The 15458-nt window shown below is 70.3% G+C and carries 14 protein-coding genes; 7 read left to right on the plus strand and 7 right to left on the minus strand.

The genetic code is table 11. The annotated features are described in order from the left end of the window. The first annotated feature begins 10 nt into the window (after window positions 1-10). Together ASD11_RS06615 and ASD11_RS06620 are read left to right on the plus strand one after the other, a co-directional pair. Entirely contained in the window at window positions 11-1645 is a 1635-nt protein-coding gene (locus tag ASD11_RS06615; protein ID WP_056284878.1) for an AMP-binding protein, read from the plus strand. Between the two features lie 55 nt (window positions 1646-1700). Beyond that, a complete protein-coding gene (locus ASD11_RS06620; protein WP_056284880.1) occupies window positions 1701-4187 on the plus strand; it encodes a penicillin acylase family protein in 2487 nt (828 codons plus the stop codon). A 3-nt stretch (window positions 4188-4190) separates the two neighbouring features. On the opposite strand, the gene ASD11_RS06625 is transcribed toward ASD11_RS06620, so the two are convergent. Beyond that, window positions 4191-5081 carry a LysR family transcriptional regulator ArgP gene (locus tag ASD11_RS06625; RefSeq protein ID WP_056284885.1) on the minus strand — a complete coding sequence of 297 codons (891 nt, stop codon included), beginning with the start codon at window positions 5079-5081 and terminating at the stop codon, window positions 4191-4193. A gap of 72 nt (window positions 5082-5153) precedes the next feature. On the opposite strand from ASD11_RS06625, the gene ASD11_RS06630 reads away from it, so the two are divergent. Then, window positions 5154-5798, plus strand: a complete 645-nt coding sequence (locus ASD11_RS06630) for a LysE/ArgO family amino acid transporter (protein WP_056288521.1) — start codon at window positions 5154-5156, stop codon at window positions 5796-5798. On the opposite strand, the gene ASD11_RS06635 is transcribed toward ASD11_RS06630, so the two are convergent. Next, window positions 5779-6765 carry a hypothetical protein gene (locus ASD11_RS06635; protein WP_056284888.1) on the minus strand — a complete coding sequence of 329 codons (987 nt, stop codon included), beginning with the start codon at window positions 6763-6765 and terminating at the stop codon, window positions 5779-5781. The two genes, ASD11_RS06630 and ASD11_RS06635, sit on opposite strands and share 20 nt — an antisense overlap. 129 nt (window positions 6766-6894) lie before the next feature. On the opposite strand from ASD11_RS06635, the gene ASD11_RS06640 reads away from it, so the two are divergent. Continuing rightward, on the plus strand, window positions 6895-8139 hold the full coding sequence (locus ASD11_RS06640) for an FAD-binding protein (RefSeq protein WP_156464617.1): 1245 nt from the start codon (window positions 6895-6897) through the stop codon (window positions 8137-8139). Between the two features lie 20 nt (window positions 8140-8159). Here ASD11_RS06640 and ASD11_RS06645 read toward each other — a convergent pair whose 3' ends face one another. After that, the gene (locus ASD11_RS06645; protein ID WP_082554206.1) at window positions 8160-8936 is read right to left on the minus strand and encodes a DUF4241 domain-containing protein; all 777 of its coding nucleotides are present in this window, start codon (window positions 8934-8936) and stop codon (window positions 8160-8162) included. Window positions 8937-8974: 38 nt separating this feature from the next. Next, window positions 8975-9418, minus strand: a complete 444-nt coding sequence (locus ASD11_RS06650; RefSeq protein ID WP_156464618.1) for a hypothetical protein — start codon at window positions 9416-9418, stop codon at window positions 8975-8977. Window positions 9419-9540: 122 nt separating this feature from the next. On the opposite strand from ASD11_RS06650, the gene ASD11_RS06655 reads away from it, so the two are divergent. The 3 genes from ASD11_RS06655 to ASD11_RS06665 all read left to right on the plus strand — a co-directional run bounded on the left by ASD11_RS06655 (window position 9541) and on the right by ASD11_RS06665 (window position 11902). Then, window positions 9541-10350 (plus strand): DUF3626 domain-containing protein, encoded by an 810-nt coding sequence (locus ASD11_RS06655; RefSeq protein WP_082554207.1) that lies wholly within the window; start codon window positions 9541-9543, stop codon window positions 10348-10350. Window positions 10351-10510: 160 nt separating this feature from the next. Beyond that, window positions 10511-11176, plus strand: coding sequence for a DUF6989 domain-containing protein (locus ASD11_RS06660; RefSeq protein ID WP_056284900.1), 666 nt, complete (start codon window positions 10511-10513; stop codon window positions 11174-11176). An 18-nt stretch (window positions 11177-11194) separates the two neighbouring features. Then, window positions 11195-11902, plus strand: coding sequence for a VOC family protein (locus tag ASD11_RS06665; protein WP_056284904.1), 708 nt, complete (start codon window positions 11195-11197; stop codon window positions 11900-11902). 22 nt (window positions 11903-11924) lie between these two features. Here ASD11_RS06665 and ASD11_RS06670 read toward each other — a convergent pair whose 3' ends face one another. Genes ASD11_RS06670 through ASD11_RS06680 form a run of 3 tightly spaced genes read right to left on the minus strand, consistent with a single transcriptional unit; the run spans window position 11925 to window position 15428 of the window. Further along, window positions 11925-12575 carry a maleylpyruvate isomerase N-terminal domain-containing protein gene (locus tag ASD11_RS06670; RefSeq protein WP_056284907.1) on the minus strand — a complete coding sequence of 217 codons (651 nt, stop codon included), beginning with the start codon at window positions 12573-12575 and terminating at the stop codon, window positions 11925-11927. Next, a complete protein-coding gene (locus tag ASD11_RS06675) occupies window positions 12572-13081 on the minus strand; it encodes an AAA family ATPase (RefSeq protein WP_200940094.1) in 510 nt (169 codons plus the stop codon). The genes ASD11_RS06670 and ASD11_RS06675 overlap by 4 nt, the downstream gene beginning before the upstream one ends. After that, window positions 13074-15428: an ATP-binding cassette domain-containing protein gene (locus ASD11_RS06680; protein ID WP_056284910.1), complete on the minus strand. Its 2355-nt coding sequence runs from the start codon at window positions 15426-15428 to the stop codon at window positions 13074-13076. The genes ASD11_RS06675 and ASD11_RS06680 overlap by 8 nt, the downstream gene beginning before the upstream one ends. Between the last annotated feature and the right edge of the window lie 30 nt (window positions 15429-15458).

Genomic DNA, 15458 nt, shown 5'->3' on the forward strand with positions numbered 1-15458 from the left:
CGATGCGCCGATGGGCATCTCCTCGGACCTCGGACGTTGGCGGGACGCAGCCGTGGCTGCTGCGCGGTCGGGGCTCGTGCGTCCCGTGAGCCCTCGGGCCGCGGCGGGCATGGCGGCCGGACTGTGGCGCGGTGGCCTCACTCCCTCCACGCTCGTGGCCGTCACGGCGGCGCGCCACGGCTCACGGGTCCTCGTGCACGACGATCTCGGCGCGTCGACCTACGCCGAAGCTGCTGAGCGCGTGGAGCGTGTGGCCGGCGCTCTCCACGCCCGAGGCCCACGGGTGCGCCAGGTCGCCGTGCTCTGCCGCAACCACCGCTACTTCCTGGAGGGCGTGCTCGTCGGCTCCCGGCTGGGCGCGGAGGTGGTGCTCGTGAACACCGAGCTCACCCCCGACCAGCTGGCGAAGGTGCTGGCCCGTCACGCGCCGGACGTCCTGGTCCACGACGACGAGTACGGCCCGGCGCTGGCCGACCTGCCCGACCACGTCCTGGCCGTCCGGGCCTGGACCGAGCCCGGCTCTGAGGGCCTGAGTCTCGACGACCTCGCGGCCGAGGGCGGACGGGCGCCGGCTCGGCACGGCGCCGCGAAGGTCACGCTCCTCACCTCGGGGACGACTGGCCTGGCCAAGGGAGTGTCGCGCCAGGTGGCCCCGGTGGCCGTCGTCCAGTCCGCAGCCACCGGCCTGGGCGTCCTGCAGCTCCGCGACGGAGACGTGGCAGTCGTGCCGCCGCCGTTCTTCCACGCCCTCGGCTTCGCGGTGCTGCTCGGGACCCTGGGCGTGGGCGGCACGCTCGTCGCCCACCGTCGCTTCGACGCCGAGCAGACCCTGCAGGACGTGGCGCAGCACCGCGCCTCCCTCGTGGTCGCGGTCCCGCTCATGGTGCAGCGCATGGTCGACGCCCAGCCCACGGTGAAGGCCCGGACCGAGTCCCTGCGCGTCGTCCTCACCGGTGCCTCGGCCATCTCGCCTCGCACCGTGACGGCCTTCCTCGAGACCTTCGGCCCCGTGCTGGTGAACGTCTACGGGGCCACCGAGACCGGCATCGTCACCATGGCGTCGCCGCGCGACCTGGCTGAGGCGCCTGACACCGTCGGCCAACCCGCTATCGGGGTGACGATCCGCATCCTGCGCGACGACCGCACCCAGGCCGCACCGGGGGAGCGGGGCACGATCTTCGTGCGCGGCGGCATGGTCTTCGACGGCTACACCCCTGACGGTGACCACACCCCGGAGGGCAAGGAGGTCGTGGACGGCTTCGTGTCCTCCGGCGACGTCGGTCACCTCGATGAGCGAGGTCGGCTCTACGTCGACGGTCGCGACGACGACATGGTCGTGACCGGCGGTGAGAACGTCTTCCCGCAGGAGGTCGAGCGGGTGCTGGAGCAGCACCCCGACGTCGCCGAGGCCATCGTGGTGGGAGCCGCTCACGACGAGCTCGGCCACGAGCTCGTCGCCTTCGTCCGTCCGGGTACCAGGGAGCCCACGCTCGACGAGCTGCGCGCCCACGTCCGGGGCTCGCTCGAGCGGTACAAGGCGCCGCGGCGCGTGGAGGTTCTCGAGGACTTCCCGCGGAACGGGACGGGCAAGATCCTGCGCAAGGAGCTCGTCGAGAGGGCCGAGCAGGAAGAACCTGGACGATAACCCCAACTCCGTCGGATCGTTGAGAGTGACGTACCTCACCTCGAAAGGATCCCTCGTGCGCCGTCCCCGCAGCGTCCTGGCCCTGATCGCCGCCTCCGCCGTCGCCTTCTCGGTGCTGGCTCTCGGGGGACCCGGCACGACGCCGGCCCCGGCCGAGGCCTCCTCGGGCATCCCGCTCAACCCGGCGGGCGGGAAGTACGACGCGTCGGTCACGCGCACGAAGCACGGCATCCCGCACGTCGTCGCGAAGGACTGGGGCTCCCTCGGGTTCGGTCATGGGTACGCGACGGCGGAGACGTCGATCTGCAACCTCGCAGACACCCTCCTGACAGGACGGGGTGAGCGGTCGCGCTACCTCGGCCCGGAGGCGCGCTACAACGACCGCGTCACGCTCGATGCCACCAACCTCCAGACCGACGCCTTCTTCACCGACGCGCGCGGCCGCAAGGTCGTGGAGAAGCTGCTCGCCGACCCGGTGCGCGGACCCGGTGCCGAGACCCGCGCGATGGTCGAGGGCTACATCAAGGGCGTCAACCGTTACCTCGCGTCCGTCGGGGGAGCGTCCGGCGTGAAGGACAAGGCGTGCCGGGGTGCGGCGTGGGTGCGCACCGCCTCCACGAACGACCTCTGGTACGGCCTCTACGCCGCCAACCTCCTCGCGTCCGCCGGCCCGTTCATCGGCTCGATCGCCGATGCAGACCCGCCGTCGCTCAACGACCCCGGGCTGCCGCTGCCGAGCCTCGACCTCCCCGACGCGCTCGACCTCCCGCTCCTCGATCTCTCCAGGCTGCTGCCGTTCGGCTCCGCGCCCAAGGCCCTGCCCACGTCGCAGGAGCTGAAGGCCGCCCTGGGCAAGGACCCGAGCTCCCCGTTCGGCTCCAACGCGGTGGCGGTGGGTGGCGACAAGACGGCCGACGGCCGAGGCATGCTGCTCGGCAACCCGCACTTCCCGTGGCTCGGCCGGTACCGCTTCGAGCAGGTGCAGCTGACCATCCCCGGCAAGTACGACGCCGCGGGCGCCAGCCTCATGGGCTCGCCCGTCATCAACATCGGGTTCACGAAGGACGTGGCGTGGAGCCACACCGTGTCCACGGGCTACCGCTTCACGCCGTACGAGTACCGCACCATCCCCGGGTTCCCCAAGAAGTACCTGACGGACCAGGGGGTCAAGGACCTCGAGGAGCGGCCCGTCGTCGTGACCGTGAAGAACAAGGACGGATCGCTGTCCAAGGTCACCAAGACGCTCTACCGCACCGACGAGGGCTACGTCATGGACAACCCTGCGACGCTCATGGGCTGGACCCCGCTGAGCTTCGTGGCCATGCGCGACGCCAACGCCGAGCAGCTGCGCACGCTCGACTCCTTCCTGGCCATGAGCCGCGCGAAGGACGCGAGGTCCTTGCTCGCCGCCAGCGACCGGGCGGGTGGCATCCCGTGGGTCAACACCATCGCGGCCGACCGCAGGGGCACGGCCCTCTACGCCGACCACGCGGTCGTGCCCAACGTCCCGAACGACCTCGTGGCCTCGTGCATCACGCCGATCGGCCTGCTGACACGCCAGCTGGCCGGGTTGCCGATCCTCGACGGCACGCGCGCCTCGTCGTCCTGCCGGTGGCGCAGCGACGCCGACGCTCCTCGTCCCGGCATCTTCGGCAGCAAGAACATGCCGTCCCTCTTCACCCGCGGCTGGGTCATGAACGCCAACGACTCGTACTGGCTCCCCAACCCCACGACCCGGCTCGAGGGCTTCGCCAACATCATCGGCTGCGAGAAGTGTGAGCGGAGCCTGCGTTCACGCATGGTCTACTCCTCGGTCTCGGACTCCCTCAGGACCACCCGGATGACCCACGCGCGTCTGGAGGCGATCGAGCACACCGAGCAGAACATGGCGGCGATCCTGACGCGGGAGAACGGCGACCTCGACACGGTGTGCACCGCTGCGGGTGGGGGAGAGGCCTGCAGGGTCCTCAAGGCCTGGGACGGACGCGGGAAGGTGAGCAGCCGAGGAACCATCCTGTTCCGCGAGTTCTTCCTGCGCCTGCCCGCGGCCCGCTGGAACGTCCCCTTCGACGCGAACGACCCGCTCAACACGCCGCGCGACCTCAAGGAAGGCGACGGTGCGACGGTCCAGGCCATGAAGGACGCCATCGCCCACCTGCGAGCGAAGGGCGTCGCGCTCGACGCGCCGCTGGGTTCCCAACAGGTCGCCGACAAGCCGGGCCGCCCCATCGGTGTCCCCGGCGGCCCGCACGAGCTGGGCTTCGTCAACGTCGTGGAGGCCTCCGAGCCGGCGGAGAACCCCAAGGCGGGTCTCTACCCGGTGAACTTCGGGTCCTCGCACGTCCAGGTGGTCTCGTTCACGAAGACCGGCGTGAAGGCCTCGACGATCCTCACCTACGGACAGTCGGGCGACACGTCGTCGCCGTGGAGCCGTGACCAGACGGCCATCTTCGGGAGGGGAGGGTGGGTCAGCTTCCCGTTCACGCCGACGCAGGTGAAGGCGCAGAAGATCTCGGCGCGCACCGTCACGGCTCGGCGCTGAGCCTCAGGCTTCCGAGAGCTCGCTCCTCGCTGCGGCCACCACCTCCTGGGTCAGGGCAGCGAGGAGCGTCACCTCGTCCTTCCAGCACTGCCAGTAGAGGGCCGTGGAGACCTGGGGTCCTCCGAGCCGGACCAGACGGCCCTGGTCGGCCAGGTCAGTGGCCTGGTCGGTGGGAATGACGCCCCACCCGAGCCCGAGCTCCACCGCCTGGGTGATGTCGTGGGTGGAGGGCACGAGGTGGTGAGGAGACGTGCTCCCGTCGACACCGTGGTGGCGCAACCACTCGAGCTGGAGGGTGTCGCTCCGGTCGAAGTCGATCCGCGGGCCGTCCTGAAGTGACGTCGAGGTGACGCCGTCCGGCGCCCAGCGCGCGACCCAGGCCGGCGAGGCCATGGCCTCGAACGTCATGGCACCGAGCTCCACCATCCGGCACCCGGGCACAGGGTCGCGACGCGACGTGACGGCCGCGACCACCTGCCCGTCCTCCAGGAGGCCCGCGGTCTGCTCCTGGTCTCGTCGGACCAGGTCGAGCTCGACGTCGTGCCGGTCCGCGAATCGTGCGAGCGGCGGCAGCAGCCACGTGGCCAGCGAGTCCGAGGTGACACCGAGGGCGAGCCGTCGGCGGCCGACGTCTTCTGACAGCCCCAGGGCCTGGGTCGCGTCGTGCTCGACGAGGGCGACGCGGTGGGCGTACCTCGTCACGACCTCGCCGGCCTGTGTCGCGCGCACGGGCTTGCTGCGCACCAGGACGCGTTGGCCGAGCTGCTCCTCGACGAGCTTGATCCGTTGGCTCACGGCGGACGGCGTGAGGTGCAGGCGACGGGCGGCGGCGTCGAGCGTCCCCTCCTCCACCACGGCGGCCACGGTCATGGCCAGGGTCGGGTCGATCCTCATGTGAAGCAACGCTAATGCAAGATCACGAATATTCGCTGGTGCTCATGACGCCGCGTCTCTAGCGTGATCATCATGTCTGCTGTCATTCCAGGGTTCCTGCTGGGCCTTTCCCTCATCGTCGCCATCGGTGCCCAGAACGTGTTCGTCCTGCGCCAAGGCTTGCGCAGGGAGCACGTCGGAGTCGTGGTGGCCATCTGCGTCGTCTCCGACGCCGTCCTGATCCTGGTGGGCGTGGGCGGCCTGGACCGGTTGGAGTCGGCTGCTCCGTGGATCGCCGACACGGCCCGCTGGGCCGGTGCGGCGTTCCTCCTCGGCTACGCCGTCCTGGCTGTGCGACGTGCGGCCGATGCGGACGCCGAGGGACTCGCGCCCGAGCCGTCCGGGGGAGAGGCGGCTGGTGGACCGGTGGCCGGCCGGACGTCGACCGCGACGCGCGTGGCTCCCGTGGCCGCCACGGCCGTGGCGCTCACATGGCTCAACCCGCACGTCTACCTTGACACCGTCTTCCTGCTCGGCTCTCTGGCATCGACCCACGGCGACGACCGCTGGTTCTTCGCCGGGGGAGCGGTCCTCGCCAGCACCGCCTGGTTCACGACCCTGGGACTCGGCGCGCGGGCCGCCACGCGACTGCTGCGGACACCGACGTCGTGGCGCGTGCTCGACGCGGCCATCGCCGGCGTCATGGTGCTGATGGCACTCAAGCTCGCTCTGGGCTGAGCGGCGAGGGCAGTCGACGCTGGACGACGAGCCCACGAGCAGCGACGGCCAGCACGATGGCGAGCAGGGCCGCGTTGGTGACGAGCTTGGGACCGAGGGAAGCACCTCCGAGCGGCTCGACCCAGAATGCGGGCACGCCGATCGAGAGCAGGTCGCCCGTCACGGCGGCCACCGTGTGACGGCCGGTCCAGCCGTCACGGGTTCCCCATCTCCAGAGCAGACCGAGCGCCACGGCGAAGGCCGCGGCGAGCGCTGCTGTCGACAGCCAACCCGTCTGCACGAGGCTTCCCGTCGCGAGCAGGGCCGTGGTGACCGCCAGGACGATCCACGGCGAGGGCACCCTTCCGCGCCGAGGCGCGACGGGGGACAGGCGAAGGGCCACGAGCACGAGGAGGAGCGCGACAGCTCCCGTCCCCAGTCCCTGACCCCACGTGATCCTGGCGTCGGTGGAGCCCAGGTGGTCGAACAGGATGAAGGCCGACGCCGCCGCCCAGGCCAGTGCTGCCAGGACGAGACCGCGGGGGCGAAGCCAAGGACCCCGGGTCGTCGACCAGGACTCCGCCAGCGCGATGGGTGCGGCCATGCTGCCGAGGACATGTCCGGACACGAAGGTCAGGACCATGTAGGCACTCGTTCCCCAGGGCGCGACGAAGGTCGGCCCGCGCAAGGAGTCCCAGTAGGGTATCGCCCGGTAGTCGGGGTCGAAGAGGCTCTGGTCGACCAGACCTGCCTGGACGAGCCCGAAGGCCGTCGCCATGAGCAGCATGGACGGCCACCCGAGCCCGCGCCGACGCGCCGTCTCTCGGATCAGAAGGGCGGGAGCTCCGTAGAGCGGCGCGAAGAAGACCAGCCCGAACACGAGGGCGGCCGGACGCATCAGGATGTCGTCGTACCCGATGAGGTACTCCGCAGTGACGGGGGCGACGAGGAGGACCAGGGCGACGGGTACGAGCGGCGACCGGGCCATGGATCGACCGTAGAGCGGCTCCCGGCTCCATCGCATCAGCCGTCCGGCCGGCGACGAGCGACTTTCGGCGGCGTCCCGCGAGGCGGTGCGGCCGCGACCCCCAGCCGGGACTGGGACATGATCGAGACCATGAGCAGCTCTGACCACCGGAACTGGGCCGGCAACCTGACCTACGGAGCGACCCGCGTCGAGCGGCCGCGGTCGGTGGCGGAGCTGCAGGCCGTCGTCAGTCGCGAGTCCAGCGTGAAGGCGCTCGGCAGCCGGCACTCGTTCAGCGCGGTGGCCGACACCACCGGGGTCCACGTCTCCGTGGCGGACCTCCCGGAGGTCGTGGAGGTCGACACCGCTGCCTCCAGGGTGCGTGTCTCGGCCGGGATGCGTTACGCGGAGCTGGCAGAGCGGCTGGACTCCGCCGGTCTCGCGCTGTCCAACCTCGCCTCGCTCCCTCACATCTCTGTGGGTGGCGCCGTGGCCACGGGGACCCACGGATCGGGCGACCGCAACGGCTCGTTGGCGCGGTCGGTGGCCGCTCTGGAGCTCGTGACGGCCGACGGCTCGCTGCTCCACCTCCGGCGGGGCGACTCTGACTTCGACGGCTCTGTCGTCTCGCTGGGTCGGCTCGGGGTCGTCACCTCGCTCGAGCTCGACGTGGTGCCGACCTTCCAGGTCATGCAGTCGGTGCACGAGGGGCTCGGGTGGGAGCGGCTCGAGCACGACCTCGACGCCGTGATGAGCGCCGCGTACAGCGTGAGCCTCTTCACCGACTGGTCGGACGCGGGCCCGAGCATCTGGGTCAAGTCGGTCGACGACGAGGACCCCGATCGACGCTTCGACGGGGCGACCCGTGCCACCTCGGCCCGTCACCCCATCCCCGGCGCCGACCCCGAGTGGACCACGTCGCAGTCAGGGACCGGCGCCTGGTGGGACCGGCTCCCGCACTTCCGGCGCGAGTTCACACCGAGCGCCGGCGACGAGCTCCAGACCGAGTACCTGGTGCCCAGGTCGCAGGGTCTGGCAGCGGTGCAGGCCGTGCGAGGGATGGCCGACCAGGTCCGCCCCCTGCTTCTGGTCTCCGAGATCCGGTCCGTCGCCGGAGACGACCTGTGGCTCAGCCCCAGCCACACGACCGACTGCCTGGCGCTGCACTTCACCTGGCGACCGGATGCCGACGAAGTCCTCGCGCTGCTGCCCGTGCTGGACGATCAGCTGACCACCTTCGGTGCCCGCCCGCACTGGGGCAAGCTCTTCCGCACCACACCGGAGCGGCTCGGTGTCGCCTACCCGCGTCTCGCCGACTTCGGAGCGCTCGCCGACCGGCTCGACCCGCGCGGCATCTTCCGCAACGTCTTCACGGACGAGGCCCTCGGTCGCTGACCGGCTGTCGCTGACGGTCGTCAGTGACGACGAAAGAGCTTGCGCCAGCCGCGCGGTGCCGAGGGGGGCGCCGTCGCGGGCGTCGGGGGAGCGAAGGGCTCGTTGGTGAGCAGGAAGTCGGTGAGGACCACGACCACCTCCTCGTGGGCGTCCAGGCCGATCCAGGTGGGGTAGTAGCCGTCGCCCCAGCCGGAGGAGAAGGCCGCGACCGAGTCGGAGCCCGGGGCAGGGGAGAGGAGCACAGCGCCGGGGGCGGGCTCGTCCTCGAACAGGGCGAGTGACAGAGGGTCCTCGAGCATCCCGGCGTCCTGCAGCATGACCTCGGCCGTGACGGTCGCTGCGGCGAGTCCGGCGAAGCACCCGGTGCCCGCATCGACCGGGTAGCCGAAGAACTCGTGCTCGGTCAGCGAGCGCGGCTGCTGCGAGGGCAGGTGCGCCATGGTCCACCGCTCCACGGGGCCTGAGCCGTCGACGAGCAAGGAGGCCGCCACCCGGCGATGGTCCGGTCCCACGGTGGCCATCGCCACGAGGACGTCGTAGGGCGTCGCTCGCAGTCGTCGGGTGATCGGCGTGGGCTGGTCGTCGAGGAGGTACGGGTCACCCAGGACGAGCTGCCCGTCGGGGAACGTCAGGGTTCCGAGGATCTGGATCTCGACCGGGTGGCGCGCCTTCTCGACCTGACCGTCGGAGTCGACCAGCTCGCCGGAGCGCAGCGCTGCGTACGTCCACGCCGCACGGCGCAGCCACCACGTGGCGTCGTCGCCGACGTCGGCCGCGTCGTCCGGGAGCATCGTCATGCGGCGAGCCTAGGCGCAGCTGCAGCAGGGGAGAGTGATCATCGTGCGCGCAGCGCGGACGTCAGGGCTCCGCCCGCCACGGGAAGCGCCACCAGTGCAGGGGACAGGGCCAGGACCCAGGAGCCGGTCTCGCCGGGCCGCAGGCTCGGCCACGCGCACACGAGCCAGACGCCCGCGATCAGCATCGTGACCGTCGAGGACCAGGCCACCCGGCTGCGGTCGCGCTCGCGCCGTCCGCGACGGGACACCGAGAGCAGCAGTGCCGCGACGCCGATGGCCACGAGAGTCAGGGCCCCGCCCCACAGGCCCAGCGCCGTTCCCAGGCCGTCCCACGCGTCCTCGTGGGACAGCTCGTCGGACACCACCATGAAGCCGCAGAAACCCAGCGCGAGCACCAGGACGCCGAGCAGGACGCTGTGCACGACCACGAGGGCGCGCGACCACGCATCGACCTCCGATGACCACGCAGTGCCTGTACTCACCCCAGAACTGTGGCACGCCCGCGGTCCACCACTGACGACCAGAGGCGCTGATGACGCCTACCCGGCCGAGCGACCCGTCACTGGTCCTGTCGGTCGGCGAGAGACCTTCGTAGGATCACCGCATGAGCGGGGCGGCGGACGAGCATCGGCACTGCGCCGAGGGTCGGTCATCCGCCGCGCGCGTTCAAGCCATCACTCTCCAGTTCCACCCGGACTGGCCGCACCGGGGCGCCACGGTCATCGGGTCGATGTCCGTCGAGGGGCACTACCGCTCGCAGTTCGCGACTGGAATCTCGAACGGCGGGCTGACCGCGTTCCCCGGCGGGGATCGTTGGCGGTGGGAGAGCCGACTGTTCTCGGGCAGGTATGACGGGGGACCAGGGTCGGCGCGCCCGGTCTACGGAGCGTGGAATCGACGTGCTGATCCGTACGGTGGCGCGATCCGCTTCGGATCGTCCTACGTCCGCCTCCGCGCGGAAGCCGTCAGTCGATCGACCTTCTGCTTTCCCGACTCGGTGTCGGAACCGATCGATGTCGGTGACGCTGCGCTGCTCCCTCATCTGTGCCGGATGGCTGACGAGTCAGGCTTCGACGAGCTTGACGGGTACGTCGAGGCCCACGTTCATCGGGCGGTCCGGTTCGACACGGATGTCGAAGCGCTCGTCCTTGATCCGTGCTTCGCTGGCACGGATGTCGAGGCCGAAGCCGAGCGATGGTCTTGTCCGATCGAGTTCCATCCCGGGTTCCGAGCATCTCCTGAGTCATTCGACCCCGAGTACCGCGGCCCTCACATCGTCGACCTGGCTCGCTCGCTGGCCGACGAGCTCACACCGAAGGTCATCGGCGACGCAGCCCGGGCCGGCCTGCACCCGCCGCAGTCGCTCAAGCAGGTCTGGCACTGCTTGGCACGTTTCGGCCGAGTGGACCAGTAGTGCATCGATCGACGCCATGCCGTCGCCGGCGGGGCAGTGGGTCGGACCTGCTGGCCGTCGTCGACAGCCACGTACACGTTTAACTTGACATAATGTACATTATCGGACATGTCTGGAAGTGCGGACGGAAGCGGTCGGACCCCACTAGGCTCGCGGCGTGATGACCGACCGTTCCACGTTGACTCGCGTCCTGCTCGTGCACGTCGGACTCGCGGTCGTGGGCATTGTGGCGCTGTCCATCGATGCACCGGCACGTGGCTGGGCGGTGCTGGCCACCGTCATCGTCTACGTCGTCGCGCTGGCCGCTGCGTGCCGCTCGACCGGCCACACGGCCTGGTTGTCGCTCGTGGGCTTCCTCTGCCTCGTCTCGGCCTTCCAGGTGGTCCCGGACTGGATCCTCTCCGACGTCCTGGGGATCCTGTCGTTCCCCGACCAGGGCGGACCACGGTTCGACGACGTCATCCCGGTCGCCATGGGCCTCATGTGGGTGCCGCCGCTGTTCATCGCGTTGGCCGTGGCAGGACTCAGCCCTGGACGTTCTGCTGTGGCCGCAGTGATCGTGTTCGCCGGGTCGGAGCTGCTGGCGCCCGTCGTCGGGCTGTGGGAGCCGACGGGCTCCACGACCCGCCTGCTGGGCGTTGCGCTGTACGTGCTGCCCGCCGAGGCTGCGCTGGGCTGGGCCGCAGCCATGGGTCATCGGGCCAGCACCGGCCGAGGCGTCGGCACGAAGGTCGCGGCAGCCGCCGCGGTGTCGGTGTTCTACACGGGCGCCCTCGTCGTGTCGTACTTCGTGATCGACGTCGCGGACTGGCGCATCACCACCTGAGCGGCCCAGGATGGGTGGATGACCAGCAACCTGGCAGCCCTGGCCATCGACGCACGAGATCCCGAGCGCCTGCTGCACTTCTGGGGCGGCGTCCTGGAGCGTGAGGTCGTCGACGGCACGACCCTCGCGCCCGCGGGACCGCACGACTTCCCCATCGACATCTGGCCCTCCGAGGCTCCCAAGCCCGGACCCAACCAGATGCACCTCGACCTCACGAGCTCCTCGGTCGAGGACCAGCAGGCGGTCGTGGAACGGGTCCTGAGGTTCGGGGGGAGCCACCTCGACATCGGCCAGGGCGACGTCGACCACGTGGTCATGGCCGACCCCGAGGGCAACGAGCTCTGTGTCATCGAGCCGTGGAACAGCTTCCTTGCGGGCTGTCCGCGCATCGGAGCGCTCTCGAGCGACGGGACGCAGGCCGTCGGGTACTTCTGGAGCGCCGTCCTCGGCTGGCCCCTCGTGTGGGACCAGGACGAGGAGACGGCCATCCAGTCGTCGGCGGGCGGCACCAAGATCACGTGGGGCGGTCCGCCGGTCGAGCCCAAGCTGGCCAAGAACAGGTTCCACCTCGACGTCGCTCCCCCTGCAGGAGCCGACCAGCAGGCGGAGGTCGCGCGGCTGGAGTCGCTGGGTGCCCGCCGCATCGACATCGGGCAGGGCGACGTGAGCTGGGTCGTCATGGCCGATCCCGACGGCAACGAGCTCTGCGTCCTGACGCCGCGCTGAGCGGTGCGCCGACTGCCGGGAGTCAGAAGGCGCTGATGGTGCTGGGCATGCGCTCGCGCCGCGTGAGGGCACTCGTCATGGCTGCTTGACCGTGCCGCTCGACGGCCAGCGTGGTGAGCAGGTGGACGACCGGTGTGTAGACGTCGCTGGGGAAGTCGGGCGTCAGGACGTCGACGCTGCGAGCGAGGTCGTCGGTGTGCGTCACGAGCTCGACCATCCTCGTGAGCAGGAAGTCGGGTCGGCGCAGGCTCCATCCCTGCCACGGAAGGTCGGCGACGTCGCGGGCCGTGCCCCGCTCGAGCACGTGCCGGACGTCGGCTAGTGCCGCGTCCCAGCGCGCCAGCATGGCGTCGCTCCCCTGGGCTGCGTCCTCGGCGTCCGACGAAGGGTCGAGGGCGGAGTCGTCGAGGTCGGTGGCGGAGACCCACGCCGCTCGGCGGTAGTGGTCGGCGGCCTCCGGCAGGACCACCGACCCCTCCCCTCCCCCGGCGGTCGAGGGGTCGAGCAGCGCTGCGACGTGGCTGGCCTGCCGCGCGAGGTGGCAAGCCAGCATCCCCACGGACATCTGGTCGAGCACGCTCGGGGCGTCCCAACAGCTCGAGATCTCGGGTCGGTGCAGCAGGGTGCCCGCCACCGCTGCGGCGGCGAGGAGGTCCTGGTCGCGCGAGGTCATGGCTCCAGTGTGCTGCCGAGGACCGTCAGCGGCCCCTCGTCGGCCGTGGGTACCTCGAAGTCGTCGAAGTACGCCAGGACGAGCTCGTCGTCGATATGGAGGTCGTCGGCGTGCTCGTCACGCCGGTCGCGCACGCGCCGAGCGACGGTGTCGCGGTCGGTCGCCATGAAGACGGTCTCCGGCACGACGCCGGCCGGCGCCAGCAGCCTCCGGTAGGCGTCGCGGACCTCCCGCGTGGCGAACGAGAAGTCGAGCACGACGTCCTCGCCGCCCGCGACGTGCTGGAGCAGGCGTTCCTGCAGCTCCGCCTCGATCTCGAGCAGCACGGAGCGGGGCGCCGGATGGGCGACGGTGTAGCCACGCGCCCAGGTCTCGACGTCGAAGGACAGGCGCACCATGCCATCGGTCTCGAGCCGGCGCGCGTAGGTCGACTTCCCGGACCCGGCCGGCCCGCACATCATGACGACACGCGGTGTGACGACGCGCGGGCCTGCCGCCTCAGGCACCGACGTACTCGGCGAGGTGCTGGCCGGTGAGCGTCTTCCCGTCCGCGACGAGCTGGACCGGGGTGCCCTCGAAGACGACCGTGCCGCCGTCGTGACCGGCGCCCGGTCCGATGTCGATGATCCAGTCCGCATGGGCCATGACGGCCTGGTGGTGCTCGATGACGATGACCGACTTCCCGGCGTCGACGAGACGGTCGAGCAGCCCCAGGAGCTGCTCGACGTCAGCAAGGTGCAGGCCGGTGGTGGGCTCGTCGAGCACGTAGACGTCGCCCTTCTCCCCCATGTGGGTGGCGAGCTTCAGGCGCTGGCGCTCGCCGCCCGACAAGGAGGTGAGCGGCTGGCCGAGGCTCACGTACCCGAGCCCCACGTCCACGAGCCGCTCCAGGACCTTGTGCGCGGCCGGTGTCTTGGCCTCGCCGTCGGCGAAGAAGTCTCGGGCCTCGGCGACCGGCATCGACAGGACCTCGCTGATGTTCTTGCCGCCGAACGTGTACTCGAGGACCGAGGCCTGGAAGCGCTTGCCCTCGCAGTCCTCGCACGTCGTGGTGACCGACGCCATGGGGCCGAGGTCGGTGAAGATCACGCCCGCACCGTTGCACGTGGGGCACGCGCCCTCGGAGTTGGCGCTGAACAACGCCGGCTTCACGCCGTTGGCCTTGGCGAACGCCTTGCGGATGGGCTCGAGCAGCCCCGTGTAGGTGGCGGGGTTGCTGCGACGCGAGCCCTTGATGGCGCCCTGGTCGATCGCGATGACGCCCTCCCCCACGACGGAGCCGTGCACGAGGGAGCTCTTGCCCGAGCCGGCCACCCCGGTGATGACGGTGAGCACCCCGAGCGGGATGTCGACGTCGACGTCCTGGAGGTTGTTGGTGGACGCGCCCCGGATCTCGAGGGCGCTCGTGGCTTCGCGCACCGACTCCTTGAGCGACGACCGGTCGTCGAGGTGACGCCCCGTGAGGGTGTCGGCCTTCCGGAGCTCGTCGACGGTGCCCTCGAAGACGATCTGTCCGCCCTCGGTGCCGGCGCGCGGACCGATGTCGACCACGTGGTCGGCGATCGTGATGGTCTCGGGCTTGTGCTCCACGACGAGCACCGTGTTCCCCTTGTCGCGCAGCTGCAGGAGCATCTGGTTCATCCGCGCGATGTCGTGGGGATGCAGGCCGATCGTGGGCTCGTCGAAGACGTACGTGACGTCGGTGAGGGACGACCCGAGATGACGGATCATCTTGGTGCGCTGCGCCTCCCCGCCGGACAGGGTTCCCGAGGGCCGATCGAGCGAGAGGTAGCCGAGGCCGATCTCGACGAACGCGTCGAGAGTGGCCCCGAGGGCGCGCAGCAGTGGCGCGACCGACGGGTCGTCGATCTCGGCCACCCACTGGGCGACGTCGCTGATCTGCATCCGGCAGACGTCGGCGATGCTCCTGCCGTTGACCTTGGACGAGCGCGCTGCCTCGTTGAGACGCGTCCCATCGCACTCCGGGCAGGCGGCGAAGACCACGGCCCGGTCCACGAAGGCACGGACGTGCGGCTGCATGGCCTCGCGGTCCTTGGAGAGGAACGACTTCTGGATCTGCGGGATCAGGCCGAGGAACGTCAGGTTGATGCCCTCGACCTTGAGCTTCGTCGCCTCCTTGTGGAGCAGGTCGTCGAGCTCCTTCTTCGTGAAGTCCTTGATCGGCTTGTCGCAGTCGAAGAACCCGCAGCCGTTGAAGATCCGGCCGTACCAGCCGTCCATGGAGTAGCCGGGGATGGTGATGGCGCCGTCGTTGATCGACTTGTCCTCGTCGTACAGCGCCGCGAGGTTGAAGTCCGAGACCTTGCCGGTGCCCTCGCACCGCGCGCACATGCCGCCGTTGACGCTGAAGCTGCGTCGCTCGGTGGTGCTGCCGCCGGCCTTCTCGATGGTGACCGCACCCTTGCCGCTGATGGTGGCCACGTTGAACGAGAACGCGTTGGGCGAGCCGATGGCGGGGTCGCCGATGCGGCTGAACAGGATGCGAAGGAGCGCGTTGACGTCGGTCACGGTGCCCAGGGTCGAGCGGATGTTGGCCCCCATGCGCTCCTGGTCCACGAGGATGGCAGTCGTCAGGCCCTCCAGCACGTCGACGTCCGGGCGGGCCAACGTCGGCATGAAGCCCTGGATGAAGCTGCTGTAGGTCTCGTTGATCATGCGCTGGGACTCCGCGGCGATCGTGCCGAAGACCAGCGAGCTCTTGCCCGATCCCGACACCCCCGTGAAGACGGTCAGGCGACGCTTGGCGATCTCGAGGTCGACGTCCTTGAGGTTGTTCTCGCGCGCACCCTGGACGCGGATCGTGTCGTGGACGTCGGCTGCGTGCGGGGTCATGCGGGTCTCCGTCGGCTCGTGGTTCGGGTG

This window comes from Aeromicrobium sp. Root495 (assembly GCF_001426755.1).
In the GTDB taxonomy this organism is placed as follows: domain Bacteria; phylum Actinomycetota; class Actinomycetes; order Propionibacteriales; family Nocardioidaceae; genus Aeromicrobium.

Coding starts and splice junctions, on each gene's coding strand:
- ASD11_RS06665 (WP_056284904.1), top strand. CDS start 11,195: ATGACCAGCAACCTGGCAGCCCTGGCCATCGACGCACGAGATCCCGAG.
- ASD11_RS06630 (WP_056288521.1), top strand. CDS start 5,154: ATGTCTGCTGTCATTCCAGGGTTCCTGCTGGGCCTTTCCCTCATCGTC.
- ASD11_RS06625 (WP_056284885.1), bottom strand. CDS start 5,081: ATGAGGATCGACCCGACCCTGGCCATGACCGTGGCCGCCGTGGTGGAG.
- ASD11_RS06645 (WP_082554206.1), bottom strand. CDS start 8,936: ATGACGATGCTCCCGGACGACGCGGCCGACGTCGGCGACGACGCCACG.
- ASD11_RS06680 (WP_056284910.1), bottom strand. CDS start 15,428: ATGACCCCGCACGCAGCCGACGTCCACGACACGATCCGCGTCCAGGGT.
- ASD11_RS06660 (WP_056284900.1), top strand. CDS start 10,511: ATGACCGACCGTTCCACGTTGACTCGCGTCCTGCTCGTGCACGTCGGA.
- ASD11_RS06640 (WP_156464617.1), top strand. CDS start 6,895: ATGAGCAGCTCTGACCACCGGAACTGGGCCGGCAACCTGACCTACGGA.
- ASD11_RS06635 (WP_056284888.1), bottom strand. CDS start 6,765: ATGGCCCGGTCGCCGCTCGTACCCGTCGCCCTGGTCCTCCTCGTCGCC.
- ASD11_RS06655 (WP_082554207.1), top strand. CDS start 9,541: ATGAGCGGGGCGGCGGACGAGCATCGGCACTGCGCCGAGGGTCGGTCA.
- ASD11_RS06670 (WP_056284907.1), bottom strand. CDS start 12,575: ATGACCTCGCGCGACCAGGACCTCCTCGCCGCCGCAGCGGTGGCGGGC.
- ASD11_RS06615 (WP_056284878.1), top strand. CDS start 11: ATGGGCATCTCCTCGGACCTCGGACGTTGGCGGGACGCAGCCGTGGCT.